The organism is Sphingosinicella rhizophila (assembly GCF_032378825.1).
GTDB lineage: Bacteria > Pseudomonadota > Alphaproteobacteria > Sphingomonadales > Sphingomonadaceae > Allosphingosinicella > Allosphingosinicella rhizophila.
Genome location: NZ_JAVUPU010000003.1, coordinates 512,320 through 538,325, shown reverse-complemented (window position 1 = coordinate 538,325; position 26,006 = coordinate 512,320). Strand labels below are relative to the sequence as shown.

General features: G+C 63.8%; 27 protein-coding genes. 14 read left to right on the top strand and 13 right to left on the bottom strand.

The window, feature by feature from the left end:
* The first annotated feature begins 64 nt into the window (after nucleotides 1–64).
* The gene (locus RQX22_RS08395) at nucleotides 65–1,453 is read left to right on the top strand and encodes a cytochrome P450 (protein WP_315725469.1); all 1,389 of its coding nucleotides are present in this window, start codon (nucleotides 65–67) and stop codon (nucleotides 1,451–1,453) included.
* Between the two features lie 180 nt (nucleotides 1,454–1,633).
* Here the strand turns inward: RQX22_RS08395 and RQX22_RS08390 are convergent, their stop codons facing one another.
* On the bottom strand, nucleotides 1,634–2,425 hold the full coding sequence (locus RQX22_RS08390) for a helix-turn-helix transcriptional regulator (RefSeq protein WP_315725467.1): 792 nt from the start codon (nucleotides 2,423–2,425) through the stop codon (nucleotides 1,634–1,636).
* A 169-nt stretch (nucleotides 2,426–2,594) separates the two neighbouring features.
* Between RQX22_RS08390 and RQX22_RS08385 the strand changes: the two genes are divergently transcribed.
* Nucleotides 2,595–2,777: a hypothetical protein gene (locus tag RQX22_RS08385; protein WP_315725465.1), complete on the top strand. Its 183-nt coding sequence runs from the start codon at nucleotides 2,595–2,597 to the stop codon at nucleotides 2,775–2,777.
* A 90-nt stretch (nucleotides 2,778–2,867) separates the two neighbouring features.
* On the opposite strand, the gene RQX22_RS08380 is transcribed toward RQX22_RS08385, so the two are convergent.
* The gene (locus tag RQX22_RS08380; protein ID WP_315725463.1) at nucleotides 2,868–3,275 is read right to left on the bottom strand and encodes a hypothetical protein; all 408 of its coding nucleotides are present in this window, start codon (nucleotides 3,273–3,275) and stop codon (nucleotides 2,868–2,870) included.
* A 183-nt stretch (nucleotides 3,276–3,458) separates the two neighbouring features.
* Between RQX22_RS08380 and RQX22_RS08375 the strand changes: the two genes are divergently transcribed.
* Nucleotides 3,459–3,866: a hypothetical protein gene (locus RQX22_RS08375; protein ID WP_315725461.1), complete on the top strand. Its 408-nt coding sequence runs from the start codon at nucleotides 3,459–3,461 to the stop codon at nucleotides 3,864–3,866.
* Nucleotides 3,867–4,000: 134 nt separating this feature from the next.
* On the opposite strand, the gene RQX22_RS08370 is transcribed toward RQX22_RS08375, so the two are convergent.
* Nucleotides 4,001–4,432, bottom strand: coding sequence for a DUF2147 domain-containing protein (locus RQX22_RS08370; RefSeq protein ID WP_315725459.1), 432 nt, complete (start codon nucleotides 4,430–4,432; stop codon nucleotides 4,001–4,003).
* 212 nt (nucleotides 4,433–4,644) lie between these two features.
* Between RQX22_RS08370 and RQX22_RS08365 the strand changes: the two genes are divergently transcribed.
* The 8 genes from RQX22_RS08365 to RQX22_RS08330 all read left to right on the top strand — a co-directional run bounded on the left by RQX22_RS08365 (nucleotide 4,645) and on the right by RQX22_RS08330 (nucleotide 11,974).
* Nucleotides 4,645–5,193 (top strand): hypothetical protein, encoded by a 549-nt coding sequence (locus RQX22_RS08365; RefSeq protein WP_315725458.1) that lies wholly within the window; start codon nucleotides 4,645–4,647, stop codon nucleotides 5,191–5,193.
* A gap of 100 nt (nucleotides 5,194–5,293) precedes the next feature.
* On the top strand, nucleotides 5,294–5,752 hold the full coding sequence (locus RQX22_RS08360) for an RrF2 family transcriptional regulator (protein WP_315725456.1): 459 nt from the start codon (nucleotides 5,294–5,296) through the stop codon (nucleotides 5,750–5,752).
* A 67-nt stretch (nucleotides 5,753–5,819) separates the two neighbouring features.
* Nucleotides 5,820–6,932 carry a sulfate ABC transporter substrate-binding protein gene (locus RQX22_RS08355; protein ID WP_315725454.1) on the top strand — a complete coding sequence of 371 codons (1,113 nt, stop codon included), beginning with the start codon at nucleotides 5,820–5,822 and terminating at the stop codon, nucleotides 6,930–6,932.
* A 69-nt stretch (nucleotides 6,933–7,001) separates the two neighbouring features.
* On the top strand, nucleotides 7,002–8,495 hold the full coding sequence (locus RQX22_RS08350; RefSeq protein ID WP_315725452.1) for an OprO/OprP family phosphate-selective porin: 1,494 nt from the start codon (nucleotides 7,002–7,004) through the stop codon (nucleotides 8,493–8,495).
* A gap of 2 nt (nucleotides 8,496–8,497) precedes the next feature.
* Entirely contained in the window at nucleotides 8,498–9,349 is an 852-nt protein-coding gene (gene cysT, locus RQX22_RS08345) for a sulfate ABC transporter permease subunit CysT (protein WP_315725450.1), read from the top strand.
* On the top strand, nucleotides 9,346–10,188 hold the full coding sequence (gene cysW / locus RQX22_RS08340) for a sulfate ABC transporter permease subunit CysW (RefSeq protein ID WP_315725448.1): 843 nt from the start codon (nucleotides 9,346–9,348) through the stop codon (nucleotides 10,186–10,188). Before cysT ends, cysW begins: the two co-directional genes overlap by 4 nt.
* 1 nt (nucleotide 10,189) lies before the next feature.
* Entirely contained in the window at nucleotides 10,190–10,906 is a 717-nt protein-coding gene (locus RQX22_RS08335) for a sulfate/molybdate ABC transporter ATP-binding protein (RefSeq protein ID WP_315725446.1), read from the top strand.
* A 36-nt stretch (nucleotides 10,907–10,942) separates the two neighbouring features.
* Nucleotides 10,943–11,974, top strand: coding sequence for a sulfate ABC transporter substrate-binding protein (locus RQX22_RS08330; protein ID WP_315725444.1), 1,032 nt, complete (start codon nucleotides 10,943–10,945; stop codon nucleotides 11,972–11,974).
* Between the two features lie 129 nt (nucleotides 11,975–12,103).
* Here the strand turns inward: RQX22_RS08330 and RQX22_RS08325 are convergent, their stop codons facing one another.
* Entirely contained in the window at nucleotides 12,104–12,409 is a 306-nt protein-coding gene (locus RQX22_RS08325; RefSeq protein ID WP_315725442.1) for an antibiotic biosynthesis monooxygenase family protein, read from the bottom strand.
* A 201-nt stretch (nucleotides 12,410–12,610) separates the two neighbouring features.
* On the opposite strand from RQX22_RS08325, the gene RQX22_RS08320 reads away from it, so the two are divergent.
* Nucleotides 12,611–12,784 carry a hypothetical protein gene (locus tag RQX22_RS08320; protein WP_315725440.1) on the top strand — a complete coding sequence of 58 codons (174 nt, stop codon included), beginning with the start codon at nucleotides 12,611–12,613 and terminating at the stop codon, nucleotides 12,782–12,784.
* A 217-nt stretch (nucleotides 12,785–13,001) separates the two neighbouring features.
* Nucleotides 13,002–13,436, top strand: a complete 435-nt coding sequence (gene mscL / locus RQX22_RS08315; protein ID WP_315725438.1) for a large conductance mechanosensitive channel protein MscL — start codon at nucleotides 13,002–13,004, stop codon at nucleotides 13,434–13,436.
* 122 nt (nucleotides 13,437–13,558) lie between these two features.
* Here mscL and RQX22_RS08310 read toward each other — a convergent pair whose 3' ends face one another.
* The 5 genes from RQX22_RS08310 to RQX22_RS08290 form a co-directional block, all read right to left on the bottom strand.
* Entirely contained in the window at nucleotides 13,559–14,728 is a 1,170-nt protein-coding gene (locus RQX22_RS08310) for a winged helix-turn-helix domain-containing protein (protein ID WP_315725437.1), read from the bottom strand.
* A 14-nt stretch (nucleotides 14,729–14,742) separates the two neighbouring features.
* Nucleotides 14,743–15,210: a GFA family protein gene (locus RQX22_RS08305; protein WP_315725435.1), complete on the bottom strand. Its 468-nt coding sequence runs from the start codon at nucleotides 15,208–15,210 to the stop codon at nucleotides 14,743–14,745.
* 78 nt (nucleotides 15,211–15,288) lie between these two features.
* Nucleotides 15,289–17,091, bottom strand: a complete 1,803-nt coding sequence (locus tag RQX22_RS08300) for a diguanylate cyclase (protein WP_315725433.1) — start codon at nucleotides 17,089–17,091, stop codon at nucleotides 15,289–15,291.
* A 162-nt stretch (nucleotides 17,092–17,253) separates the two neighbouring features.
* On the bottom strand, nucleotides 17,254–17,640 hold the full coding sequence (locus RQX22_RS08295; protein WP_315725431.1) for a type II toxin-antitoxin system VapC family toxin: 387 nt from the start codon (nucleotides 17,638–17,640) through the stop codon (nucleotides 17,254–17,256).
* 11 nt (nucleotides 17,641–17,651) lie between these two features.
* Nucleotides 17,652–17,885 carry an antitoxin gene (locus RQX22_RS08290; protein ID WP_315725429.1) on the bottom strand — a complete coding sequence of 78 codons (234 nt, stop codon included), beginning with the start codon at nucleotides 17,883–17,885 and terminating at the stop codon, nucleotides 17,652–17,654.
* A gap of 108 nt (nucleotides 17,886–17,993) precedes the next feature.
* Here RQX22_RS08290 and RQX22_RS08285 point away from each other — a divergent pair, with 108 nt between their 5' ends.
* The gene (locus RQX22_RS08285) at nucleotides 17,994–20,045 is read left to right on the top strand and encodes a transglycosylase domain-containing protein (protein WP_315725427.1); all 2,052 of its coding nucleotides are present in this window, start codon (nucleotides 17,994–17,996) and stop codon (nucleotides 20,043–20,045) included.
* 105 nt (nucleotides 20,046–20,150) lie between these two features.
* Here RQX22_RS08285 and RQX22_RS08280 read toward each other — a convergent pair whose 3' ends face one another.
* The 4 genes from RQX22_RS08280 to RQX22_RS08265 all read right to left on the bottom strand — a co-directional run bounded on the left by RQX22_RS08280 (nucleotide 20,151) and on the right by RQX22_RS08265 (nucleotide 26,003).
* The gene (locus RQX22_RS08280; RefSeq protein WP_315725425.1) at nucleotides 20,151–20,360 is read right to left on the bottom strand and encodes a hypothetical protein; all 210 of its coding nucleotides are present in this window, start codon (nucleotides 20,358–20,360) and stop codon (nucleotides 20,151–20,153) included.
* Nucleotides 20,361–20,457: 97 nt separating this feature from the next.
* Complete coding sequence (locus tag RQX22_RS08275) at nucleotides 20,458–22,782, bottom strand: transketolase (RefSeq protein WP_315725423.1); 2,325 nt, start codon at nucleotides 22,780–22,782, stop codon at nucleotides 20,458–20,460.
* A 72-nt stretch (nucleotides 22,783–22,854) separates the two neighbouring features.
* Nucleotides 22,855–24,495 carry an alkaline phosphatase D family protein gene (locus RQX22_RS08270; protein WP_315725421.1) on the bottom strand — a complete coding sequence of 547 codons (1,641 nt, stop codon included), beginning with the start codon at nucleotides 24,493–24,495 and terminating at the stop codon, nucleotides 22,855–22,857.
* Nucleotides 24,496–24,674: 179 nt separating this feature from the next.
* On the bottom strand, nucleotides 24,675–26,003 hold the full coding sequence (locus RQX22_RS08265) for a dihydrolipoamide acetyltransferase family protein (protein WP_315725419.1): 1,329 nt from the start codon (nucleotides 26,001–26,003) through the stop codon (nucleotides 24,675–24,677).
* Nucleotides 26,004–26,006 lie beyond the last annotated feature (3 nt).

Below are 26,006 nucleotides of genomic sequence, written 5' to 3'. Positions count from 1 at the left end.
GGGGGCGGACCGTTTCGGTTCGCTAGGCTGCAGGCCATTGAAAACGCCTGCGAGGACATCGCCCGTGACAGCCCATTTCGTGCCGCCGATCGCAAGACAGGAAAAACCGCCCATCGTGCCGATCCGTCACCCGCGCGTTTCCGGACGCGCGCTACGCTCGGTGCCCGGCCGTCGTGGAATGCCGGTGTTCGGCGTTCTGCCCACGGCCGTTCTCGATCCGATCGGCTTTGCCCGACGGATGCATCAGGATTTCGGGCCGGTTCACCGCTTCCACGCCTGCGGAAACTGGAACGTGCAGCTGGTGGGGCCGGAAGCAAATGAGTTCGTATTGTTCGACGCTGCCGGCAACTTCTCCTCGGAAGGCGGATGGAAGCCGGTCTTCGGCCGGCACTTCGAAGGCGGCCTGCTGCTCCGGGACGGCCAGAATCACCAATGGCACCGCAAGCTGATCGCCTCGGCCTTCAAGCAGGAACAGCTGCAGGCCTATTTAAAGGTCTTCTCGCGCAACGTCGAAGCGCTCCTCGGCGACTGGTCGGGCGAATCCCGCGACGTCTATGAAATGGCGCAAAGGCTGACCTTCGCCAACGGCTATGAGGCCTTTCTCGGACGCGATGCGGCGCATGCGACGCGCGAGGATCTGCTCGCCTTCCGCTATCTGATGCGGTCGGCAATCGCCGTCGTGACGATGGCCCTGCCCGGCACGGCGGAAGCGCGCGCCAAATGGGCGAAGCGCCATGTCGAAGGACTCATCCGCCCGATTCTCGCCGAGCCGGTGGACCCAGAGCGCGCCGATCTCCTTGCCATGCTGTGCCGGATGAAGGAGATGGGCCTGGTCGACGATGAGGAGATCATTTCCCATCTCACCTTCGTGATCGCGGCCTCGTTCGACGCTTTGTCGTCGGGCACCATCTCGACCCTTTATTATCTCGCCGCACATCCGGACTGGCAGGCAGCGGTGCGCGAGGAATTGTGCACCAATATCCCGGATCCTCACGCAATGAGCATCGCGGAACTTGGAAAGTGCGAAAAAGCGGAATGGTCGATCAAGGAAGCCTTGCGGCTCAACGCGGCCGCGCCGGTCCTGTGGCGCCGCTCGGTCAAGCCGTTCGAATTTGCCGGCCATCAATTCCCGGTCGGCACCATCACCGGTGTCAATCCGATGCTGACCCATCTGCTTCCCGAACTCTGGGAAGAGCCGCACCTTTACGATCCTTCACGTTTTTCGGCCGAGCGCTCGCTGGGCCGCCACCGCTTCGCCTTCGTCCCGTTCGGCGGCGGGGCCCATGGCTGCCTGGGCGCCAATTTCGCCTATCTCCAGGTTCGCACCCTGCTCCGCTGGGTGCTCGAGAAGCACGAACTTGTCCTCAGCGACGGCCGTTCGCCACGCTGGTATCATTGGCCCAATTGCCGGCCGAGGGACGCCCTGGGCATCGAATTGAGGAAAAGAAGCTAAACTTGTTCCGCCTGGCCCGGCTCGTTCAGGTCGCATCGACTGGAACGGATTTCCCGGCCCGGGCGGAACCGGCACCGGTCCCTGACCCCCCTCGGGAACCGGTGCCGCTCTTTGTACAAAGCGGGATGGGTGACGATTGCCGACAATATCCGTCGAAAGGGATCGGAACCTGGTTCCTGGCTAATCCATCACTTCCGAAAAGCAGATTTCGCTCCGGAACAGCGCCTTGACCAGCAATTGCGATCGGGTCGCCACCGAATAGCGCCGCTTGGCGCTCTCGATATGTTCGTTCACCGTTCGGGGCCTGATGTTGAGCAATTGCGCGATCACGGAATCGCTCTTTCCCCTGGCTACGAAAAGCAGGCATTCGCGCTGTCGGTCCGAAAGGGGCGCCGGCCGTACATAGGTCTCGCTATTTTCCGGATTCTCGTTGATCAGGCGCCGTGCCGCCTCGAAGGCGAAGGCGCCCAGCGCCTGCGCGGCCGAGACATTGTCGTCGGGAAAGTCGCGACTGCCCTTGACCACGAAATGGCATGACCCGAACGTCTCGCCCGGGACATGGTTCGGCACGGTAAAGCCCTGCATGATCTCGTGGCGGGCGGCCTGTTCCATATAGTCGCGCTCTGCCTGGGTCTGGACGAGCAGTGAATCCAGCCGCTCCCACTTGAAGCCGCTCGACATGCGCTCGGCCGCCCGGATGACCGGGTCAGTCATCTTCTCCAGCTCGCGGATGATCGCCAGCCAATCCAGTGGATAGTTGGAAAGCCGCACCTGGTTCTTCGACGGTTGGCCGAAGCGGATATGGTGGACGATCGCATAATAATCGAAGGCGAGCTCGCGCGTCGCCGCGTCGAGCAGGTTGCGGAGTTCGGCCATGCCTTCGACCTTGGCGGCGGCCTTCACGAAATCCTGCACCAGGCCCAGTCCGTCGCGGGCCTTTTCCGTCTTTATCGCCGTGGTGAGAGACCCCACCGGACCGCCTTTCCCCGCCATTCGCAACCCTGGCGGCCAGCAAACCTAGCGTTCCCGCCAGGCAAGCGCAAATCCGCAATCCGCGCTCGCGTCCCGGCAAGAGACGCCGGCCCTGCAACCGCTCCCCTACTGCTTCGTTCTGAGGGGACCTCCTGACCTGGATTGTTTAATGGACCCTAAACGCCCTTTTCGCCCGACCGGGCGCAACAGCCTGCTTCTGCTGCTCCTGCTGTTGCTCGTGGTCGCCGTCGCGATCATATGGGGGCAGCTCCAGACGCAAACCGGCCAGCCCAAACCCGCCGCCACCGCCAATCCTCCCGTCGCGCCCGAAAGCAGCTCGCCGGAAGACTGACCTTGGCAGGCATGGTCTGACGACCGGCCGGGTCCGCTTAAGATCGGCCCGCTTTTTGCGCCGCCGGCCACCCAGGCAGTCGGATTGCCCTTATTGGGTGGCGGAAGGCGTGGATTGGGCGACGGCGGCTTCGAAATCGCTCTTGCTGATACCCACCACCAGGGTCTCGCCCTTCTTTCCGAAAGACGAAAGTGGCACTTTGCCCTTCACCTTGCCGGTGGCGATCACGGCGCCGTCCGCTTCCACCGTCTCGATCGTGCCGACATTTTGCCCATCCTGGTCGTTGACGACGGCGCCGACCTTAACGTCGGCAGGCTGGGCCAGCACGATCGTGTCCGCCGCTGCAGCCGTGGCCCCCTCGGCCGGAGCGGTTTGCGACGCGGCCGGTTCGGTTGCGGGCGATGCCTGCTCGGCGGGCGTCGCGCTCTGGTCCTGCGCCAAGGCAGGGGCGAAGGGCAGGACGAGTGCGGCCGCGAAACTGATATTCCGGAAAATCATGAATGCTCCTTTGAAGTTGGCGGCTGGATAATCCGGATGGCGGAGGATTCATCAGCTGAGTCGGCGGAGCGTTGGCAAAAAGCGGTGAAACGGCCAAAGCGGGTGGAAATTGCGACGGGTCAGCTTGCGTTCAGCCTGCGGCGCTAAAGTGATGAAAACCATCTTGTGCGTAAGGAGAATATCATGCGCAGCCTCATTCCTCTCATCGCCGGCGCAGCCCTCGTCGCCACCGGTGCCGCCCAGGCCGCGCCGCGCGAGGCTCCCGAAGCGAAGCTGGCGAAAATGATCGAAGGGCGAGTCGCCGGCGAGCCTGTCGACTGCATCAACCTTCGCAACGTCCGTTCAAGCAGGATCATCGACGATACCGCGATCGTCTATGACGCAGGCGGCACCCTCTATGTGAACCGTCCGACCGCAGGCCGCGAGTCACTCGATCAGCACGACACTCTGGTCACCAAGACCCACAGCACGCAATTGTGCAGTATCGATGTGGTTCAGCTTTATGACACTGGTTCGCGGATGAACAGCGGCACCGTCTTCTTGGGCAAGTTCATCCCCCATAAGAGGGTGAAGACGCGCCAGAGGGATTGATCCGGGCCGACGGACGAAGATAACGGCGCGGGCCGGCGTGTAGCGCTTGGCCCGCGCCTTTTTTTATGGGCACTGCGCCTTACGGACGATGCGGCAGCATTGCCCTGGCTCTCGTCCGCGCCTCGAAAACGAGTTTAGCTGACCCGCACCCAGACCCGCGATTTGCAGAAGATGCCGCTGAACAGGCAGCCGCGCGTATTGATTGTGTCGGCGGTTATCAGCTTCACCGTGCCGGAAAAGCTCATATTGATGTCGGGCACGAACACCTTGCCGCGCCACCGGCCTTTGTCGTCCTTGTGAAGATCCTTGAAGATGCGCGTGCCGACCAGCGGGTCGGTGCCGCCTTCGCGCGCGTCCTTCTTGGCCTTTTCATTGGCCCACACGATCGTGCCGCACAGGACAGGCCCGCACGGAGCGATGCGGATATGGACGCTGTTCTTCTGATTGCGCCAGACCCCGACAGGTGCGTCCGGGATCGCAGCAGCCCCCGTCCCCGCCGCCATGACGGCAGTGATGAGGGCGATCGCCGCCCCTCGGAACAGGTTCATTTCGGGCCCTCCCGTCATTCCACGTCATCCATCTAGGTAGCATGGCGGCCTGTCGCAATGGCCGCCATCCATGGCCGTGACGAGCGACCGGTTGCACAGGACGGAAGGATATGAAGGGGGATGGCGAAGACAGGCAGGCCTCGGAGGGACAATGTTGCGGACCTGCCGTCCATTCTCCATGATGAGGCGCGATCGGGGCGGACTTCTCCTCCCCACAGGGAAGGACCATCGTGCGCCGATTTCTCTTCATGACCCTGGCACTTGCTGCCTGCGGATCGCAGGGCGGCGACGAATCCGCGCGGAGCAACGGCACCGTGACGCTCGAACTGCCGCCGGCGACGCCGTTCAACCCCTCCGAGAACGTCTCGGCCCTGGAAAATCAGACAAATACGGCAAGCGATGTCGCCGACAATGCGAGCGTTGCCGAAGATGAACAGCCGGCGCCCAAGGCTGCCGAGACGGAGACCAGCGCCGCCGAGGAAAAGCCCGCTGCGCCCAAACCGGCCGATGCACCACCGAAGCAGGCCGGTTCGGCCGAGACGTCAAGCGAGGAGGCCAGATTGCTTCCCGCCAGGCTGCCGCTGGCCGATGCCGAAATCGCCCGTACCATCGAGCGGATCGGCTTCGCCTGCGGAGAGGTGATCGCTTCCAACCGGGTCGAGAGCGGCGACCAGGAAGCCTATAAGGTCAGCTGTTCGTCGGGGAAATCATATCAGGGCACGATGAAGAACGGCCGCATGTTCTTCCGCGAATGGACCGGTCGGCTAACCCGGGAATGATGGTGGGCAGAATTCTCTCCGGCCAGTCGGAGACCTCCTTTCATGCCGGGCCGGCTCCCCGTTTCTATACCCAAGCGCAACGCTGGGCTATGATGCCCCCATGATCTCTCAAAAGACCCGCTATGCATTGCGCTCGCTCCTCTATCTGGTCGAGGAAGGGAAAGGCGCTCCGGTCCAGCTTGCCCGCATTGCCGATACGCAGCAGGTGCCCCGCAAATATCTCGAACTGATCATGCTCGAGCTCAAGAAGGCCGGCATCGTCACCAGCGCGCGTGGCCCCACCGGCGGCTATCGGCTGGCGCGGCCGGCCTCGGAGATTTCGTTTGGCGACATCATCCGCGTGACGGACGGCCCGATCGCCCTCGTTCCTTGCGCCAGCGTGCATTTCTACTCGAATTGCGGCGACTGCCACGACGAAGCGACCTGCGCCATCCGCAGGGTGCTCGCGATGGTTCGGGAAAGCAGTGCCGGTATCCTCGAAGGGACTTCGCTGGCCGACGCCGCAAGCTGGGAAAGCGCCGTTTCGCTGGCAGAAGGTTCTATTAAAGCGACGAGCTGAGTCTATATACCTATTCCCTAGTAGGGAATAGGTGATTAGGTTTCCCTCAACCAATAGGGGAATCGCAATGAACTTCGTCCGGAAACTCATCGCTGCCGCCGCGCTTGTCGCAAGCCTCACCGCTCCGCTGGCCGCCGTGGCAGCGCCCGCCCAGCTTCTCAATGTCTCCTACGATCCGACCCGAGAGCTTTATGCCGAGATCAATGCGGCCTTCGCCAGGCGCTGGCAGGCGGCGACCAAGCAGCCCATTTCGATCCGCCAGAGCCATGGCGGTTCGGGCAAGCAGGCGCGCGCGGTGATCGACGGCCTTCCGGCCGATGTCGTGACCCTGGCTTTGTCCTACGATATCGACGAGATCGCCAAGCGCGCCAAGGCGCTCCCGGCCAATTGGCAGGCGCGCCTCCCCCACAACAGCGCGCCTTATTATTCGACGATCGTCTTCCTCGTTCGCAAGGGCAATCCCAAGCAGATCAACGATTGGGACGATCTGGTGAAGCCGGGCGTCAAAGTGATCACGCCCAACCCGAAGACGAGCGGCGGCGCCCGCTGGAACTATCTCGCCGCCTGGGGCTATGCCCAGCGGAAATATGGTTCGCCGGCCAAGGCGAAGGAGTTCGTGACCCGGCTGTTCCGCAACGTGCCGGTGCTCGACAGCGGCGCCCGGGGTTCCACCACCACCTTCGTGCNTTCGCCGGCCAAGGCGAAGGAGTTCGTGACCCGGCTGTTCCGCAACGTGCCGGTGCTCGACAGCGGCGCCCGGGGTTCCACCACCACCTTCGTGCAGCGCGGCCAGGGCGACGTCCTGCTCGCCTGGGAGAATGAAGCGTTCCTCGCCGTCGACAAGCTCGGCAAGGGTAAGTTCGACATCGTCGTCCCCTCCCTCTCCATCCTCGCCGAACCGCCGGTCGCGGTCGTCGACGAGGTCGTCGACAAGAAGGGCACCCGCAAGGCAGCCGAAGCCTATCTCCGATACCTCTACACGCCGGAGGCGCAGGAGATCATCGCCCACAATTATTATCGCCCGCGCAATGCGGCGGTGGCCGCCAAGTACAAGGCGCGCTTCCCGAATGTGGCCTTGCTCACCATCGACAAGAATTTCGGTGGTTGGGCGAAGGCGCAAGCCGCGCACTTCAACGAAGGCGCCCTGTTCGACCAGATCTTTGAAGCCGCGAAGCGCTGACTTCCCCGCAGCGGCCAAACTCGGGTCCGGCCATGCGCCGGGCCCATTTTTCTCAAAGGAGAATTTCCAATGCGTTTCCTGCTCCTCACCGGCGCCTCCCTTCTCGCGTTCGCCACCCCCGCTTACGCCCAGGAGGGCGGCCAACCCACCCAGCAGACGACGACGGGCGACGAAGTCCTGTCGGAGGACATTGCCGAGAGCCCGACCGGCGGCATGATCGACACCATCGTCGAAGATCAGGCTGCTGCGGAGGCGCCGCCCGCGCCAACGGGTGATCCCGTCCTCGATCGCCTGAACGCGATGGAATCGCGCATCCGCCAGCTCGAAGCGCGCAATGCGGAGCTGGAACAAGCCGCGGAACTGAATGAAGGCCGGCTGCAAAGCGTCGAGACTAAGACGGCCAAGAATGTCCAGTTCAGCTGGGGCCCGACCTTCGCGGACACGAGCGGCGGGTTCACCTTCAAGCCGCGCGGCGTGATCGAGGCGGATTATGGCGCCTTCTTCGATCGCCGGGGCGGCTATGATTATAATAATGGCACGGCCTTCCGCCGCGCCCGCATCGGCTTCGAGGGGACGGCGCTCAAGGTCTTCAATTACCGCATCGAGGTCGATTTCGCCGGCAATGCGGTGGCCCTGACCGATGCCTATCTGCAATATAAAGGCCTGAAGAACCTGCTGATCACTGCCGGCCAGCACAAGGCGCCGTTCGGCCTCGAATCCAACAATAGCGACAATTACAACGTCTTCCTGGAACGCGGCATGTTCACCAACGCCTTCGGCAATGTCGGCGCCGAGCGGCGGATCGGCCTTTCGGCCGCTTATGCACCGAAGGAGAATATCAATCTTGCCGTCGGCGTCTTCGGCGACAATGAAAGCGGCAGCCGTTCGGCGAGCGCACCGGACGAAAGCTGGGGCTTTAACGGCCGCGCCACTTGGGAACCAATCTTCGACACCGGCAAGATTCTCCATCTCGGCGCCTCGGCCTTCTACCGGACCGAGCTCAAGTCGGGCGACACGCCAGACGGCATACGCCTTTCCGACCGGCCGAATATCCGCATCGACAACGGCAATATCGCCGACAGCGGCGTGATCACCGGCGTCGAATCGGCGCGCTATCTGGGCGGCGAAGCTGCGGCGGTTTTCGGGCCTTTGACCCTGGCGGGCGAATATGGCCGCCTATGGCTGGACCGGCCGACGCTCGGCGACGAGGCGTTTGACGGCTTCTATGCCTATGCGACCTTCTTCCTCACCGGCGAAACACGGCCGTTCAAGGGCGGCAATTTCGATCGGGTGAAGCCGTTCACCGAGGTCGGCAAGGACGGTCTCGGCGCCTTCGAGGTCGCGCTCCGCTTCGACCGGCTCGATCTTGCCAACACTCCCGTCCTCGGCCGCATCGGCAACAAGGCCGAGAGCCTGACGCTCGGTCTCAACTGGTACCTCAACGCCTATTCCAAATTGCTGTTCAACTGGGTCCGCTTCAACGGCACCAACACGCCGCTCGATCCGATCGGAAACCGCACCAAAGGCGATGTCATTGCCACACGCCTTCACGTGGACTTCTGAACATGGCGACGCTTGCACTGCCCCTGCGCCGCAGCAGGAAGCGGTCCTCGATGCCCGGCTTCGGCCTGTCCATGGGGATCACGTTGAGCTGGCTGTCGCTGATCGTGATCATTCCCTTGAGCGCGGTCTTCGTCGCCAGCACCGCCGACGGCTGGACCGCCTTCTGGTCGGCGGCCCTGTCTGATCGGGCGCTGGCCGCCTATCGGTTGAGCTTCGGCGGCGCATTCGCCGCCGCCGCCGTCAATGCCGTGTTCGGCCTCCTCGTCGCATGGGTGCTGGTCCGCTACAGCTTTCCGGGCAAAAGGCTGTTCGGAGCGTTGGTGGACTTGCCCTTCGCTCTTCCGACGGCCGTCGCCGGCATCGCGCTCACAGCAATCTACGCCAATACCGGCATCATCGGCAGGCTGCTCGATCCGCTCGGCATTCCGATCGCCTATCGGCCCGCGGGCGTGATCGTCGCGCTCATCTTCATCGGCCTTCCGTTCGTCGTCCGTACTGTCGAACCGGTCCTGGCGCAGGTGTCGAAGGAGATGGAGGAGGCGGCGACCACATTGGGCGCCACCCGCCTCCAGATCTTCTTCCGGATCTTCCTGCCGGCCATTTCGCCGGCGCTCGCCACCGGCTTCGCGCTCGCCTTCGCCCGCGGCGCGGGCGAATATGGATCGGTGATCTTCATCGCCGGCAACATGCCCTTCCAGTCGGAGATCGCGCCCTTGCTCATCATCACCCAGCTCGAGGAATATGATTATGCCGGCGCCGCGGCGATCGCGGTGGTGATGCTGATGGCCTCCTTCATCATGCTGATGGCGCTCAACCTGCTCCAGGCTTGGCAGCGCCGGAGGATCGGGTCATGAGACGCCGTTCCCCCACCCAGGAAAGCGGCCTGGCCCGCTACACCCTGATCCTGGCGGCCTTGGCTTATGTGGCCTTGATCCTGCTCCTGCCACTGGGCGCTGTCTTCGCCGAGGGATTTCGTGACGGCGCGGCCGCCTTTTTCGCCGCGATTACGGAACAGGACGCCCGCTCGGCCATCGAACTGACCTTGCTGGTGGCAACGATTTCCGTGCCGCTGAACGTCGTTTTCGGCATCGCCGCAGCCTGGGCGATCACCAAGCATGAATTCAGGGGCAAGGCCTTTCTGATCACCCTCATCGACCTGCCCTTCTCGGTGTCGCCGGTCGTGTCGGGCCTGATCTACGTTCTACTGTTCGGCGCACAGGGCTGGTTCGGCCCCTTCCTGCAGGACCGTGGGATCGAGATCGTCTTCGCCTTGCCCGGCATCATCCTGGCGACAGTGTTCGTGACTTTTCCCTTCGTCGCCCGGGAGCTCATCCCGCTCATGGCATCGCAGGGCAAGGCAGCGGAGGAGGCCGCCTTGTCGCTCGGCGCGACCGGCTGGCAGACCTTCGTCCACGTGACCCTGCCCAACATAAGATGGGGCCTGCTCTACGGCGTGTTGCTCTGCAACGCCCGGGCGATGGGGGAATTCGGCGCGGTGTCGGTCGTCTCCGGTCACATACGCGGCGAAACCAACACCATGCCGCTCCACGTCGAAGTGCTCTACAATGAATATAATTTCGTCGCAGCCTTCGCCGTCGCCTCGCTGCTGGCCCTGCTGGCCCTCGTGACGCTCGCCCTCAAGACCTTCCTCGAATGGCGGCATCGCGACGCCATCGCCGCATTGGGACATTGAAATGTCGATCAGAATCGAAAATATCGCCAAGAGCTTCTCCGCCTTCCGGGCTCTGGGAGGCGTGACCCTGCACATTGGCGAGGGCGAATTCGTCGCTTTGCTGGGGCCGTCGGGATCCGGCAAGACCACCCTGCTCCGGATCATCGCCGGACTGGAATTTCCGGACGACGGCCGGATCATCTTTTCCGGCAAGGACGTTACCGACACACCCGCCGCCCAGCGCGGCATCGGCTTCGTCTTCCAGCATTATGCTCTGTTCGGCCACATGAATGTCGCCCGCAACATCGCCTTCGGCCTCGACATCATGAAAAGGCGGGAACGTCCCTCCAAGGAAGCCATCGCTTCGCGCGTCGAGGAGCTGCTGCGGCTCGTTCGGCTGAAAGATTATGGCAGCCGCTATCCCTCCCAGCTGTCGGGCGGACAGCGCCAGCGTGTCGCGCTCGCCCGCGCGCTCGCCCGCAATCCGCGCATCCTCCTGCTCGACGAGCCCTTCGGCGCGCTCGATGCCAAGGTCAGGCGCGAGTTGCGCGATGCATTGCGCATCATCCACAACGAGGTCGGCCTCACTTCGATCTTCGTCACCCACGACCATGAGGAAGCGTTCGCGCTCGCCGATCGGGTCGCGATCCTCAATTCGGGAAAGGTCGAGCAATTCGCCGCGCCGACCGTGACGATCGCGACACCCAAGTCCGACTTCGTCCGCAGCTTCCTCGAATAGGCCCCGCGCCTCCATGTTCCAGCCAAGGAGACCATCATGGTTTTTCGTCATCCCCTCCTGCTTGCCCTTTCCGGGCTCATCGCACTTCCGCTTGCCGCCTGCTCCGACAATGGCGACAAGTCCAAAAGCGGCGCCCTGGAAATATTGAACGTCTCCTACGATCCGACCCGCGAGCTCTATCGCGACATCAACCAGGCCTTCGCAAGCAAATGGCAGGCCGATACCGGCCAGCGCATCACCTTCCGCATGAGCCATGGCGGCTCGGGCAAGCAGTCGCGCGCCGTGATCGACGGCCTCGCCGCCGACGTCGTCACGCTTGCCTTGGGCTATGATATCGACTCCATCGTGGAAAAGGCCCAGCGTCTGCCCGCCGACTGGCAGACCCGCCTCCCCGATAATAGCGCGCCTTACACCTCCACGATCGTCTTCCTGGTTCGCAAGGGCAATCCCAAGAGCATCAGGGATTGGGGCGATCTGGTGAAGCCCGGCATCAAGGTCATCACGCCTAATCCGAAGACCAGCGGCGGCGCCCGCTGGAACTTCCTCGCAGCCTGGGGCTATGGCCTCAAGACGGGCGGATCGGAGCAAGCCGCCGAGCAGTTCGTGAAAAGGCTGTTCGCCAACGTGCCGGTGATGGACAGCGGCGCCCGCGGCTCCACCACCACCTTCGCCGAGCGCGGCCAGGGCGACGTCCTGCTCGCCTGGGAGAATGAGGCCTTCCTGGCCCAGAATGAGCTCGGCAAGAACAAGTTCGAGATCGTGGCGCCAAGCATCTCCATCCTTGCCGAGCCGCCGGTCGCGGTGGTCGACGAAAATGCCGCCAAACATGGTACGCTCGCCGCCGCCCAAGCCTATCTCAACTACCTCTACACGCCCGAAGCGCAGGAGATTATCGCCAGGCACCATTATCGTCCGCGCGACACGGAAGTGGCCGCCAAATATGCGAAGGCCTTTCCGCAATTGCAGCTTCTGACTATCGATCAGGACTTCGGCGGGTGGAGAGCGGCGCAGGCGCGCTTCTTCGCCGATGGCGGCGTGTTCGACAGGATCGGCCCCGGCAAGAAATAGGAGATTGGTGACGCGGGGCGCCTTCTGGGAGATCGTCGCCGTCCCCGACCTACGCGTCCAGGGCTGGAGCGTCGCCCACCACCTTTCCAATCAATACCCATCGGGTGGGCGGCGATGGGCCCTGAACCTTCAGCTGCGCACGATCACCTCATGATGCTCCACTTCGTCGTCGAAGCCGGCAAGCGTCGCGGCGGCGGCCGGATGGACCACGGCGCGCCCGATATCCTCACCGGCAAAGGCCTTGACCGCCTCCATGGTCTGCCAGCGCGATATCACGGTGAAGATGATCCTTTCGGGAAGGACCTGCCTGGTCAGTTCGGCGCCGACGAAGCCGGCAATGGTGCCAAGCTCCGGCACCACGGCGTTGCGAAAATGGTCCGGATAATCGTCAGGACGGCTCGGATCGGCATATCCTCTCCAGATCCTCAATATCATGATGCCGATCCTCGCTTTGCCCGACGGAAGCTATCGCTGGATGGATAAGCCCGAAGCAAGATGACCGCTAGAGAATGTCTCGAAGTAACTTCGCGCGGGCGCCTGTCCCACAATGATGCGCCCCCAAAATCGAGCATGACAATCATGCCGAAAGCGGTTTGAAGGGCTTCCACAAACTGCCGAACTTGTTACGGGACCATAATGACGGAATCGACGAAATTGCGCGAGCGGGCCGTTCGGTGCCGCGAGATCGCCAAGGATTATCATCCTTCGGTGGCGGCGCCACTTTACGTCCAGGCCGCGGATTTCGAACGAGAGGCCTCCCGGATCGAGCGCGAAGGTATCGAACGGCGCGGGAAGGCCCTTTTCGGCTGATCGGGACCTTGGACTCCTCCCCGCTTGTGTCGAACAGGCACCGCACCATCCTCTTTCTCCCTGCACTATTTGTTCTCCGAACCTGAAATGCCTTGGCGGAATAGCGCACCACCTCTTGCTTGATGCCGCGGCACCGGCGAGTTCGGTCAGGTCGCGCTGGACGAACGCGTTCGAACAGCCTTAGTCTTGCCCAGGCCGGCAGCAGAGGGAGGCAAATATGGCAGGATTTCGCGCGTTCATCGCCAGGGGGAATGTGCTCGACCTCGCAGTCGCCGTCATAATCGGCGCCGCGTTCGGCACCATCGTGACGTCGCTGACCGACGATGTCATCATGCCGATCATCGGCGCGGTCTTCGGCGGCCTCGATTTTTCCAGCTACTTCGTCCGCCTGGGGCCGATACCGGCCAGCTTCACCGGCAATCCCAACAATTATGAAGCGCTGAAAGCCGCCGGCGTGCCGATGTTCGGCTATGGCGAGTTCATCACCGCCGTCGTCAATTTCCTGATCCTCGCCTTCATCATCTACCAGCTCGTCCGGGTCGCCAATCGGCTGACCAGGAATGCGGAAGAGGCGCCTGCGGCCCCCGCCGCCCCCACGGAGGAAGTATTGCTGCTGCGCGAAATCAGGGATGCGCTGAAGACGAAAGGCTGAAAGACCCCGGACGTTTCAAGCCAAGTCTTCCTTGCCCGGCAGTTCCGGCCGCGCATGACCAGGGGTACGCGGCGCCGGGGGAGGAGGATGAGCGCAAGCATCTGCAGCGTCGCGCTGTCGCCTCAGAAAGGCGCTGGCAGCGCTGGTTCGGAAAGGCCGAGCCAGTCCGCCATCCGGCGCAGTTCCTGGGCAAGCGCATCCCGGCTGCCGGCGGGCGCCCCCAGCTCCATGTGGATGCTCTGCACCAGCAGGCGCCCTGCCTGGCGGTCCGCTTTCAGGTCGGTACGCGCCACCAGCCGGTCCCCCAGCAGGAATGGCAGGACATAATAGCCATGCACGCGCTTCGCCGCGGGCGTGTAGATGCCGATGCGGTAATGGAATCCGAACAGCCGTTCGGTTCGGCTTCTTTCCCAGATCAACGGATCGAAAGGCGCGAGCAGGGCCTGCCCGTCCATCTTACGGGGCCGTCGCGCATCGCGGTGGAGAAAGGCCGGCTGGCGCCAGCCCTCGACCCGCACCGGATCCAAGATTCCCTCTTCCACCAGTTCCGCGACCGCCACCTTGGAATGGTCCGGCCTCAGCCGGAAATAGTCGCGAAGCTCGGCTTCGGTGGCGACGCCGAGGGCGCGGGCCGAACGTTCGACCAACAAGCGACGGGCGTCAGCCTCGGCCGGCGTCGGCAAGGCGAGGATGTCCGCGGGGATGACCCGATCGGTGAGGTCGTAGACCCGCTCGAAGCTTCGCCGCCGCGTTGCCGTGGTGACATGGCCCGCCCAGAACAGCCATTCGAGCGCGCGCTTCGCGTCGCCCCATTCCCACCAGCCGCCGCGGCTTCGTCCCTCCTGAAAATCGGAAACGGCGAGCGGGCCTTCCTCGCGCACGCGGACGAGGACGGCCTCGACCTCGGCCCGCCGCTCCCCGGCATAGGAACGCAAGCTCTTCCAGCCATATTCGCCGCGGTCCGCCTGCGCCATTCGCCAGCGCAGCAGCGGATGGAGTTCGAGCGGGAGCAGCGAAGCCTCATGCGCCCAATATTCGAACAGACGCCTTTCGCGCTTTCGCCCCCAGGCCGCCCGGTCGAGCAGGCTGCGGTCATATTCGCCAAGGCGGGAAAAGGACGGGAGATAATGGGCGCGAACCAGCACGTTGACGCTGTCGATCTGATGCAGGGCCAGCCGGTCGACGACCCGGCGAAGGTGTCCGCGATCGACGATGTTCGGCTTTTCGCCGCCAAATCCCTGCGCGGCGAGGGCGATGCGCCGCGCCGCGGCCAGGGAGATGGACTGGCTCACGGCTGCGGGCCTCGTCAATCCCGCGGCCCGCTCGCCCACTCCGCATAGCTTGCCGTCAGCGCCGCAAATTCATCCATCGAGGGCAAGGCGGAAAAGCTGTGTATGGCTGGCGTCGTCGCCCATGGCAGCGCCTCGCTGGTCCACGTCTCGATATAGGGTACGAACCAGCCGGAATCGTCCAGCATGGTCGGACGGATATTCACGAACCAGTCCAGCCCAGGCGCGCGCGTGAACATCCAGCTCATGCAATAGCCGCAGAAATAATGGCGGGCCTCGCCGTGAAGGCCTCCGATCACTGGCTCTCCCGACACGATCTCGAAGCCCTCGCTGGGAATGGCGGCGCTCAGCGAATAAGCGCTGCTGCTCATGCGCTGACAGCCGGTGCAATGGCATGCCATCATCAGCAGCGGCGGCGCACTGATCCTGATGCGTACCTTTCCGCAACGGCAGCCGCCTTCCTGCGGCAGGGACAATATGCTCATGATCCAAGTCTTAGCTGTCGGCACAGCCGGCGCAAGACGCTTGCCATCCCAGGCGGGCATCCGGACCTGAACCGACCGTCAGGCGGCTGCTTCCGCTCCCCGTTCGGTCGCAATCACGATCCTGTCGCGCCCCTGCTCCTTGGCGCGCAGGAGGGCAGCATCGGCGGTGCGCAGGAGCGCGTCGGCGCTGCCATGGTTCGGGAAACCCGCAATGCCGAAAGAGGCGGTGATCGGACCCAGCATCCGGCCCTCGTGCTGGATCGAAAGCTTCCTGATCCGCTCGCGAACATCGGCGCAGCGGTTTTCCGCCTGGTCGAGAGCGAATTGGGGGAGGAGCAACAGGAACTCCTCTCCGCCATAACGAAATGCGGTACCGACCTCTCGCGTCGCATTGGCAAGGATGCTGCCGACCGCCCGCAAAATCTCGTCACCCGCATCATGGCCGAACCGATCGTTGAACCGCTTGAAATGATCGACGTCCATCATGATGCAGCTCAGCGGCTCCCCTCGACGCTGGGCATTGGCGACATGCGCGTTGAACATGTCCTCCAGCTGATGCCGGTTGAGCAAGCCCGTCAGCGGATCCACCAAGGCCTTTTTCCGTAAGGCGTCGCGAAGACGAAGATTGGCGAGCGCCAGGCTCACCGTCTCGGCGATCAGCTCGACATAGACATCGGCTATGGCCGGCGCCTCGACCTCGGCTTCGTGCTGCTCGAAATAAAGAAGCCCGATCGTTTCGCCCTGGGCGGCCAGGGGTACACAGCTCGCATTCGGTCGCGTTGCGCCGTCGATGTGCAGGCAGGGTATGTCGATTTGGCCACCGCCGGAACGGTGGAGCTGGCCCCGGCGAAGCGCCCAGCAATGGGTCGGGGCAAATTCGGGTGGCGAATGCAATGGCTGCTGCCAGCTGCAGGCTTCGGCCATCACGTCCCGGTCGCTGCGATGGACATAGAGACGGCCGGAATAAGCGGGGGCGATCTCGGTCGCGAATCGGCTGACGATCTCGGCGAGATCCTCCATCGTATCGCAACCCTGCAACCGCTGCGTCATACGGCCGAGCAGATCGCGCATCCTGCCATCTGCCGCGCGTTCGCGCTCCAGGCGCTGCAGCTCCAGGCCGTTTTCCCGAAAGATCCGGATCGCCTGGGTCATGTCGCCGATTTCGTCGATCTGGTCATGTTCGGGCGGATCGACGGCAAAGTCCTGCCTGGCGAGCCGGGTGACGACATCGCTCAGGCGCACCACCGGCCGCAGGATGCGCTGCCGGATCACGAAGAAAAGGACGAAGAGGAACAGGGCAACGGTGATTCCCAGGACGATTTCCGAAATGGTGCGGAGCAGCTGCGACGCCCTCATCGCCTGCGTCATCGCAGCGTCCATCCTTTGCCCGAGCAGGAACTGGAAGCGTGCGATCAAATTGTCGACCCGTTCCAGGTCGCGCTGATATTCCGCACCGAACAATATCCTGCGCGCGGTCTCCGCATCTCCGCGGCCGATGGCGTCGATCGCCGCCTTCTGCTCGTCCATCAGCAGGTCGGCGCCGCGAAGGCCTTTCCGGAGTGCCTCCAGCTCGGCCGGCTGCGCCCCGACGTCGCGAAGATGGACGATGCGGTCTTCGACCGATTTCAAATCGGCGGCGTCATGCCGATACGCGATCAAATGGGAAGGATCCTGATTGATGACGTAGAGCTGCGCCTGCTCGGTCATCCTGAAACTGTCCTCGACGAGGGCGACGGTCAGCGTTTCGAAGCGGATGCGCTGCTGCACCGCAGCTCGTTCGCGGTCTTCGGCGTTGGACGCCAGCAGCATCGTCGTGCCGGAGATCAGGGCAAGTCCGACCGACACGCCGTAAGCCCAGTTGGTGATCGTCGCGATGCGCATGACAAAAAGCTCCGAAGCGGCTCGAATTGTTCGTGACCCAGACCGCGAAACGCTTCGGATCGAATCAATCTGGAGCGAGGATCATGGTCTAAGCATTTGAATTGAGAATAGCCTTAGTGCTCAAGGCCTTACTTCGCAGTTAAGGATGCGCGTCGCTTTGGTTCAGCCGAGCCAATTTTCGACCTGCAGATCTGCTACACGGGCAAACTCGCTTCGGTTAGCGGTGACCAGAACGGCGTCGAGGGCGATTGCCTGGGCAGCGATTAACATGTCGTTGCCACCGATCGGCCTTCCTCGACGTTCCAGATCAGCGCGCAGAATCCCATAATGCTCGTCGGCGGGATGTTCGAACGGCAAAACGGGCAAAACTGAAAGCACGCGTTCGAGCTGCGCGCTGAGCTTTGGCGCGTTCTTCTTTACAGCGCCGAAACGAAGCTCCGACGCCACGATGATGCTGGTCGCGACATTGGCATCCCCAACCTTGCGAATATGATCGAAAATGCGCCCTTGCGGATGACGCACCAGATCCGAAACGATATTCGTGTCCAACAAGTAGAGACTCACAGTTCGACCGGGTCGGGAACCGGATCTCCGGTCTCGGCGAAATCTTCGTCGATGGTCGGGAGTGTCGCAAGCAAAGACAGGAGCGACATCGATGGTACCGCCTCGATCACCAGCCGCCCGTCTTCCTTGCGCATGATCGCCTCCTTCCCCGGCAATTCGAACTCGCGAGGAATCCTGACGGCCTGCGACCGGCCATTCTTGAACAACTTCACATGACGTTCTGCGCCCATTCGCCTCACCTTTGGCATATGACATAGCCTATGACAGCCTGCAGGACAAGAAAGTCCTTCGCTTCAAACGAGATTTCCCCGTCCTTATGTTCCGGGTAAGGAGATCGGATGCGGGTGGACGAAAGCGACGAATGGGTAGAGCTGCCGGGCGGCGTATTGGCACCCGCTTCCCAAGAGGAGGGTCTCGAGGCGCCGCCGAAACGACGCTGGCGGCGCTGGAAGATCATTCTCTATCTGTCCTTCGTCCTCGCCGTCTTGCTCTTCGCCTGGCTGGCGATCACTGCCCCTCTTTCCAAATCGCTGCAGCCGATCGCGGCGCCCAGCCTCACCCTCGTCTCCGCCGAAGGCAATGCGATCGCCCGGCGTGGCGCCAATATCGGCGCTCCGGTCAGGATTGCCGATCTGCCTGCCCATGTGCCCGCCGCCTTCATCGCCATAGAGGATCGCAGCTTCCGGGATCATCTCGGCATCAGCGTGCGCGGCATCGCCCGGGCCACCTTCAACAATCTGACCGGCGGCCGCCTTCGCGAGGGCGGCAGCACGATCACGCAGCAGCTCGCCAAAGTGTCCTTCCTCAGTTCGGATCGCACCATGTCCCGCAAGCTGCAGGAGGTCTTGATCGCCTTCTGGCTGGAGGCATGGCTGCAAAAGGACGAGATCCTCGAACGTTATTTGTCCAATGTCTATTTCGGCGACAATGCCTATGGCCTCCGGGCGGCCTCCGAACATTATTTCAGCGTTCCGCCGGAAAGACTGAGCGTCGCCCAGGCCGCCATGCTGGCAGGCCTTGTGAAGGCGCCTTCCCGCCTCGCCCCCACCAACGATCTGAAGGGCGCGCGCGACCGCGCGAAACTGGTGATCGGGGCGATGGTCCGCGACGGCGCCCTGACGCAGCGCGAAGCAGACCGGCTGAAACCGGTGCGCCTGCGGCTCGGCGATCGCGGTGAAGATGTGCCGACCGGGACCTATTTCGCCGACTGGGTGCTGCCGGCGGCGCGAGAGCGGGGCGAAATCGGATATGGCGAGCAAAGGGTAAGCACGACGCTCGAAAGCCGCCTGCAAAGACTGGCGGTGGCGGCGGTTCGGCGGGCTCCGCTCGGCCGCGCCCAGGTTGCGCTCGTCGCGATGCGGCCCGATGGCCGCGTCGTCGCCATGGTGGGCGGCAAGAGCTACAAGAACAGTCCCTTCAACCGCGCCACCCAGGCGCGGCGACAGCCCGGATCGGCATTCAAATTGTTCGTCTATCTGGCTGCGCTCCGCGCAGGCCTGGATCCGGATGATCCTGTCGAGGATCGGCCGCTGACGATCGGAACCTGGACACCGAAAAATTACGGCGACCGCTATCGCGGCAGCCTGACGCTGCGTGACGCCTTCGCCTCGTCCAGCAATGTCGCCGCTGTGCGCCTGTCCGAACAGGTGGGCCGCGACAAGGTGATCCAGGCGGCGCGCGACCTCGGCGTCACCAGCCCGCTGGTCACCCAGCCCAGCCTTGCGCTCGGCACGTCCGGCGTGACCCTGCTGGAAATGACGGCCGCTTATGCAGCAGTCGCGGCGAACGGCTATCCGGTGCGGGCCGAGGGCCTTCCGCCGGAAGAAGACGAAAATTGGTTCTCGGGCCTTTGGAACGCCCGAAGCCTGAAGCGCGATTCCAGCCTGGATGATCTGAAGGAGCTTCTGTTCGCCGCCGCCAACCACGGCACCGGCCGCAGTGCCGCGCTCGCCATTCCGACATTCGGCAAGACGGGCACCACCCAGGACAGCCGCGACGCCATCTTCATCGGCTTTGCCGGCGACCTTATCGTGGGCGTCTGGATCGGCAATGACGATAACAGCCCGCTTCCCGGCGGCATGGCGGGCGGCGGGTTGCCGGCCCGGATCTGGCGCGATTTCATGTCGTCCGCTTTGTCCAGCGCACCCGCGCGGAAGGCCGCGCCGCCCCCCAGGGAGATCGAGGAAGAAGAAGGATTGAACGGTTCGATCACCGTCCCGATCGACGGCATCGGCTATGAGCTGGGCGTCGAATTCGGAAATGAGGGCATGACCATTTCCGCCCAACCCGGCCCGGACAATGACCGCCCCCCGGTGCCCGTCGAACTTCCGAAGGTCATGATCCCCATCCCTCCGCCGCCAGTCGAGGAGGCGGAGACGGACAGGCCGTAGACCTCAGACGGAATCATCTGACGACCCGGAAATAACGGAAGACGAAGAGAAACAAGACTCGCTCACGGCCCGATAGGATCGTGAACGAGTCTGGCGGTCGGCCGCTCAGATTTCGGCGGAAGCGCGGGCCCGGCGCGCCTTGCGCCCGTCATAATATTTCTTGGCGAGATAACCGCCGCCAATCGCCAGGCCGAGCGGCCCGAAGGCGCGGCGGGCGATCGTCGGCGCCAGCGCGCCCAGGATCATGCCGCGCGTGCCGTCATAACGTCCTGCCATCTTCTTGCCGATCGCCGCCCCGATAATGCGTCCCAACATGTTCGATCTCCATATGATATTTGGGGAAAGAGCGCTGCAGGGACGACTATGTTCCCTGAAGGTCCCGACCCGCAGGATTCGGGAGGGATTGGAGCGCCTAATCTAGGAAAAGCTCCGCCGCTGCCTCGACGATCGCATCGACGTCGAGCCGATAGTAACGATAGAGATCGTCCAGGCTTCCGGTCTGGCCGAAACGGTCGATGCCGAGCGGACTGACGCGGTGCCCCGCCACGCTGCCAATCCACGACAGCGCCGCCGGCGAACCGTCGATTATGGTGACGAGTCCCGCATCGCCCGACAATGGCGCTAGCAATTGCTCGACATGGCTTGGTGCCACTCCCGTGCCGCTCCAGCGCGCGCTGCGGCGCATGCTCCAGCCGCGATGGAGGAGATCGGGAGAGGTGATTGCGAGCAGGCCGAGACCCGGCACATCGTCCTGCAGCGCCTCCCAGGCCGCCAGCGCCTCCGGCGCGACGGCACCCGCATAGACGATCGCGGCCTCCGCGCCCGGCGACGGTTCGCGCAGCCAATAGCCGCCGGCAACCGCACCTTCTTTCCAGCTTTCGTCCCGCCGCTCGACCTGCGCGATGGATCGGGTGGTGAGGCGATAATAGAGGCTTTCGCCATCCTCCGCCTGCATGATCCGGAATCCCTCCTCCATCAGCAAAGCAAGCTCATCGACGAAGGCAGGCTCGTAATGGCGAAGGCCGGGCTGGCCGAGCGCGATCAGCGGGGGATTGATCGACTGGTGGGCGCCCCCTTCCGGACCCAGCGTGACCCCCGACGGCGTCGCCACCAGCATGAAGCGCGCATCCTGGTAGCAGGCATAATTGAGCGCATCGAGGCCGCGGGCGATGAAAGGATCATAGACGGTGCCGATCGGGAACAGCCGCTCGCCGAAAAGCTCCCCGGCAAGGCCCAGCGCGGCCAGCATCAGGAACAGATTATTCTCGGCAATGCCGAGCTCCATATGCTGCCCGGCCTTGTGCCCGCCCCATTTCTGCGGCGAAGGGATCTTGGCGGCGGCAAAGATGTCCGCCAACTCGGCCCGGCGGAACAGACCGCGCTGGTTTACCCACGGCCCGAGATTGGTCGACACGGTCACGTCAGGCGAAGTGGTGACGATGCGGTCCGCAAGCGCGCCGCCGGCCCGGGAAATATCGAGCAGGATCTTGCCGAAGGCCGCCTGCGTCGATTGCTCGTCGCCCGGCGGCGGAACGATGGCGGGCACCTCGGCGACGTTCCAGGGCGGCTTGCGCCGTGCCCGTGCGATCGGGCTTTGCGAGACGCAGGCGCGCACCGCTTCGGCGCTGTTGCCGCCAAGCCCGGCCCAGGGTTCCCATTCCTCCCCTTCGGCAATCCCCATCGTCTCGCGCAGGGCATGCATCTGGGACGGGTTCATCAGCCCGGAATGATTGTCCTTATGTCCGGCGAACGGCAGGCCGAAGCCCTTGATCGTATAGGCGATGAACAAGGTGGGCACGTCGTCCGCCGCCCCGTCGAAGGCCTCGACGAGCGCTTCGAGGTCATGGCCGCCGAGATTGGTCATCAAGGCGGCGAGGGCGTCGTCGTCCCGGGCCTCCAGCAGCTTCTTGGTGGCCGGAGCGTCCTTCAGCAGCCGTTCGCGCCACGCGGCGCCCCCGAGATAGGTAAGCGCCGCATAATCGGCATTGGCGGCGCCATCGATCCAGGCCTTGAGCTCGGCACCGCCCTCTTCCTTGAACGCCGCCTCCATCAGACGGCCATATTTGAGCGTGACGACACGCCAGCCGCAGCTCGCGAAAATCTCGTCGAAGCGGCTGAACATACGGTCAGCTGTCGTCGCATCGAGCGACTGGCGGTTATAGTCGACGATCCACCAGCAATTGCGGATGTCGTGTTTCGAGGCCTCGATCAGGCATTCGTAGATATTGCCCTCGTCCAGCTCGGCATCGCCCATCAGGGCGACCATGCGGCCGGCATCGGCCTTGTCCATCATGTCGTGGAAGACGAGATAATCCTGGACCAGGCTGGCAAAGGCGGTGACGGCGACGCCAAGCCCGACCGAGCCTGTCGAGAAATCGACCGGAATGCGGTCCTTGGTGCGGCTGGGATAGGATTGCGCACCGCCAAAGCCTCGAAAAGCCTCCAATTGCTCCCGCGTCTGCGTGCCCAGCAGATAATGGATGGCGTGCAGCACCGGCCCGGCATGGGGCTTCACCGCCACCTTGTCATTCGGTCCGAGCGCATGAAAATAGAGCGCCGCCATGATCGCCGTCATCGAGGCGCAGCTCGCCTGATGGCCGCCCACCTTCAATCCGTCCGTGCTGTCGCGCAAATGATTGGCGTTGTGGATGGTCCAGGCGGAAAGCCAGCGTAGCCGCTCCTCGAGCAGCTTCAATGTCTGAGCCTCGGGAATCGGATCGGAGCGTTTCTTCAGCATGGATATGCTCCGTAACAGCGGCGGACGCAATTTCCACCTCCGACTTGCGCGACCATGAAGCCTCGGTCGCCGTCAGGTTTCGGCTGTCAGGCGCCTCGCCCCTGCTCTGACCGTCATGGCATGACGGCCCGCCAGGATGGTCGAGCGCTCCCGGATCGTGTCCATGAACAGCCATTCGCCGGTGGCCCGTTCGGGTGTCAGTTCGATCGTCAGATAGCCCCGTCGGCTCGTGTCTGCCCAGCGCAGCTGCCGGTTATGCGCGACCAGGTCGCCGGCCATGTCCCTGGGATCGATAAAGGGAAATGCGGATTCGTAGCCGGGGGAGGAGACGCTGTGGCCGGCAAATTCCACACCGGCCGGCATGCCGTCCAGGTCGAGATCGAAGGCCCAGCCATTATGACTGTCACCCGACAGCACGATCAGGTCCGCATCCGCCCCCGTCGATGCCGCGAGCAGCCGCCGCCGCGCCGCGGGAAATCCGCCCCACGCATCGAAATTGATCGGCAGGCCGGCCTCGGACGCCGCGAGATGGAGCGCGATCGTCTGCTTTCCCTCCGGCGATGCCTTTTCCAGCATCCATTCCGCCACCTTCGGCGATAGCGACAATTCGCCCATGATCACCTGCTGCGCCAGGATTTGCCACCGCGTTCCCGCGCGCCGCGAACGGGCAAGGCCTTCTGCGAGCCAGCCTTCCTGCTCCAGGCCGAGCATCGTCCTGCTGCTGTCTCGCCACGGTCCATCGCGGAAGGCGGCGAGCGCCGCGCCGACATCGCCGCCCTGCGCCAGGGCCGTGCCGAGCCCGATCGGCATGCTCCGGCCGATGAGGCGCGTTTCCGGACGAAAGAGCGTGGCGAGATCGCCGATCTGATAGCTTTGCCAGCTCTCCTCCCCGACCGGCAGCCATTCCCGATAGGCGCGCATCGCCGCCGCCTTGCGAACCGCCCACGCGCCTTCGCTGGCGTCCTGATGGTTCTGCGCCCCGTCCCGCCACGCATTGTTGGCGCTTTCGTGATCGTCCCACATCATCACCATCGGAAAATATTGGTGCAGGCGCTGCAGGTCGGGATCGGACCGATAAGCGGCGAAGCGGGCCCGATAATCGGCGAGGGCGACGAGTTCGTGCGCGGGCGCGATCACACGCTCGGCGAGAGCGAGCTTGGAACTGGGATAGGAGCCGGCCTGATATTCGTAGAGATAGTCGCCCAGATGCACCATCAGGTCGATATCTTCGCGGCCCGCGGCATGGGCATAAGCGTTGAACCATCCGAACGGCAGGTTGGCGCAGGAAAATATGCCGATCCCGAACCGCCGCACCTGCCCGTCTGGCAGCGTGCGGGTCCGCCCCACGGGGGACAGGGACCCGTCCGGCGCGCGGAAACGATAATGATAGGTCCGGCCCGGCGCGAGGCCCTCCACGACCAGCTTGGCCGTATGATCGCGCTCCGGCCCGCAGGAAACGGTGCCGCCCCTGACGATCCGGGCGAAGCCGGCATCTTCGGACACCTCCGCCTCGATCCGCGCTTCGCCGCCGCCGATCGGCAAATAGCGCGTCCATAACATCATCCGGTCGGGACCCGGCTCGCCGCTCGCGACATTGTGGGTAAAGCCGCTTGTCTTGGCCAGGGCGGCCCCAGCCGGCATGGCCAGGGCGCCCGCGCCCAGCGCGCCCGCCTTGAGAAGCAGGCGCCGATCGAGATCGAGCGCCCTGATCAACCTATCCCTGCCGCGACATGCATCGGCCGGGCATGGCCTGGAAGGCGTTACAACATGATGACCAAGCGGCGCTGAACCGGCGTTCGCATCCTTTCCGATCGGATTGGATGCGAGCCGCTTTCCGTCTGTTTGCCCTGCCGTCCCGCGGGTCGGACGATCCCATCCGACCTGAAATCATCCTATCGCAGCGACAGGAGCTTCAGCGGGTTTTCCAGCACCTTCTTCAGATCCTGGATGAAGCTTGCCGCGTCCCAGCCGTCGACGACGCGATGATCGCAGGACAAGGACAGGTTCATCCTCTTGCGGATGACGATCTGGCCATCCACGACCACCGGCTTCTCCTCGACCTTGTTGACCGCGATAATGGCGACTTCGGGCCGGTTGATCACCGGCGTCGAGACGATGCCACCCATCGGGCCGAGGCTGCTGATCGTGATCGTCGAACCGGAAAGCTCCTCGCGCGTGGCCTTGCCGGCCCGCGTCGCCTCGGCGACGCGCAATATCTCGCGGGCGAGATCCCAGACGTCGCGATTCTCGGCGTTGCGGATCACGGGAACGGCAAGGCCGCTATCGGTCTGCGTGGCCATGCCCATATGGACGGCGCCGGATCGGCGGATGATATTGGCATCGTCGTCATAGCGTGCGTTGATCTGCGGATATTGGGGGAGGACGCGGCACATCGCCGTGATCAGGAAGGGCAGCATGGTGAGCTTGGGATTGCCCCCGCGATCGGCGTTCATCATCGCCCGCGTCTGCTCGAGCGCGGTGACGTCGACTTCGTCCACATAGGTGAAATGCGGTACCCGGCGCTTCGCCTCCTGCAGATTCTCGGCGATCTTGCGCCTGAGGCCGACCACCTTGATCTCTTCATCCTGGCGACGGGCGGCGGCGCCATGGGAAACGGAGCCGCCATTATAGAGCAGATAAGCGTCGAGATCGGCATGGCGAACGCGATCGCCTGCGCTTTTCACGCTCGCCAGGTCTATGCCAAGGTCGCGGGCACGCGCTCGCACGGCCGGCGATGCCAGCACTGGTCCGCCTGGCCGGGCGACCGCGGCTTCGCCGTCGCTGCCGCGTCGATCGCTTTCGCGGCCCTCCGGTTCGGCAGGCCGCTCATCGCCGCGCGCCTCGCCGGCGCTCGGCATCGCCGCCTCCAGAGCGGGCGTTTCCTCGACCAGCCCATCGGCGAGCGCAACCTCGTCGTGACGCGCGCTCTCATCGGGCCGCGGCTCCGCAGCCGGCGCGACCTCTTCGGCGAGAACCTGTCCCTCGGTCTCGATGACGACGAGCACGGATCCGATGGCGATCTGGTCGCCGACTTCGCCGGCCACTTCCAGAACCTTGCCGGCGACGGGAGACTCCATCTCCACAGTCGCCTTGTCGGTCATCATGTCGGCGAGCTGCTGGTCCTCCTCGATCTGGTCGCCGACCTTGACGTGCCAGGCGACGATCTCGGCCTCTGCAATGCCTTCACCGATGTCGGGAAGCTTGAATTCGTAGCGGGCCATGGC

Bases quoted from the DNA above. Each gene is read 5' to 3' on its own strand.
- RQX22_RS08330 (WP_315725444.1), top strand. From the start codon at position 10,943: ATGGTTTTTCGTCATCCCCTCCTGCTTGCCCTTTCCGGGCTCATCGCA.
- RQX22_RS08280 (WP_315725425.1), bottom strand. From the start codon at position 20,360: ATGTTGGGACGCATTATCGGGGCGGCGATCGGCAAGAAGATGGCAGGA.
- mscL (WP_315725438.1), top strand. From the start codon at position 13,002: ATGGCAGGATTTCGCGCGTTCATCGCCAGGGGGAATGTGCTCGACCTC.
- RQX22_RS08275 (WP_315725423.1), bottom strand. From the start codon at position 22,782: ATGCTGAAGAAACGCTCCGATCCGATTCCCGAGGCTCAGACATTGAAG.
- RQX22_RS08325 (WP_315725442.1), bottom strand. From the start codon at position 12,409: ATGATATTGAGGATCTGGAGAGGATATGCCGATCCGAGCCGTCCTGAC.
- RQX22_RS08385 (WP_315725465.1), top strand. From the start codon at position 2,595: ATGGACCCTAAACGCCCTTTTCGCCCGACCGGGCGCAACAGCCTGCTT.
- RQX22_RS08265 (WP_315725419.1), bottom strand. From the start codon at position 26,003: ATGGCCCGCTACGAATTCAAGCTTCCCGACATCGGTGAAGGCATTGCA.
- RQX22_RS08290 (WP_315725429.1), bottom strand. From the start codon at position 17,885: ATGGGCGCAGAACGTCATGTGAAGTTGTTCAAGAATGGCCGGTCGCAG.
- cysW (WP_315725448.1), top strand. From the start codon at position 9,346: ATGAGACGCCGTTCCCCCACCCAGGAAAGCGGCCTGGCCCGCTACACC.
- RQX22_RS08360 (WP_315725456.1), top strand. From the start codon at position 5,294: ATGATCTCTCAAAAGACCCGCTATGCATTGCGCTCGCTCCTCTATCTG.
- RQX22_RS08350 (WP_315725452.1), top strand. From the start codon at position 7,002: ATGCGTTTCCTGCTCCTCACCGGCGCCTCCCTTCTCGCGTTCGCCACC.
- RQX22_RS08300 (WP_315725433.1), bottom strand. From the start codon at position 17,091: ATGCGCATCGCGACGATCACCAACTGGGCTTACGGCGTGTCGGTCGGA.
- cysT (WP_315725450.1), top strand. From the start codon at position 8,498: ATGGCGACGCTTGCACTGCCCCTGCGCCGCAGCAGGAAGCGGTCCTCG.
- RQX22_RS08320 (WP_315725440.1), top strand. From the start codon at position 12,611: ATGACGGAATCGACGAAATTGCGCGAGCGGGCCGTTCGGTGCCGCGAG.
- RQX22_RS08370 (WP_315725459.1), bottom strand. From the start codon at position 4,432: ATGACGGGAGGGCCCGAAATGAACCTGTTCCGAGGGGCGGCGATCGCC.
- RQX22_RS08285 (WP_315725427.1), top strand. From the start codon at position 17,994: ATGCGGGTGGACGAAAGCGACGAATGGGTAGAGCTGCCGGGCGGCGTA.
- RQX22_RS08335 (WP_315725446.1), top strand. From the start codon at position 10,190: ATGTCGATCAGAATCGAAAATATCGCCAAGAGCTTCTCCGCCTTCCGG.
- RQX22_RS08375 (WP_315725461.1), top strand. From the start codon at position 3,459: ATGCGCAGCCTCATTCCTCTCATCGCCGGCGCAGCCCTCGTCGCCACC.
- RQX22_RS08305 (WP_315725435.1), bottom strand. From the start codon at position 15,210: ATGAGCATATTGTCCCTGCCGCAGGAAGGCGGCTGCCGTTGCGGAAAG.
- RQX22_RS08380 (WP_315725463.1), bottom strand. From the start codon at position 3,275: ATGATTTTCCGGAATATCAGTTTCGCGGCCGCACTCGTCCTGCCCTTC.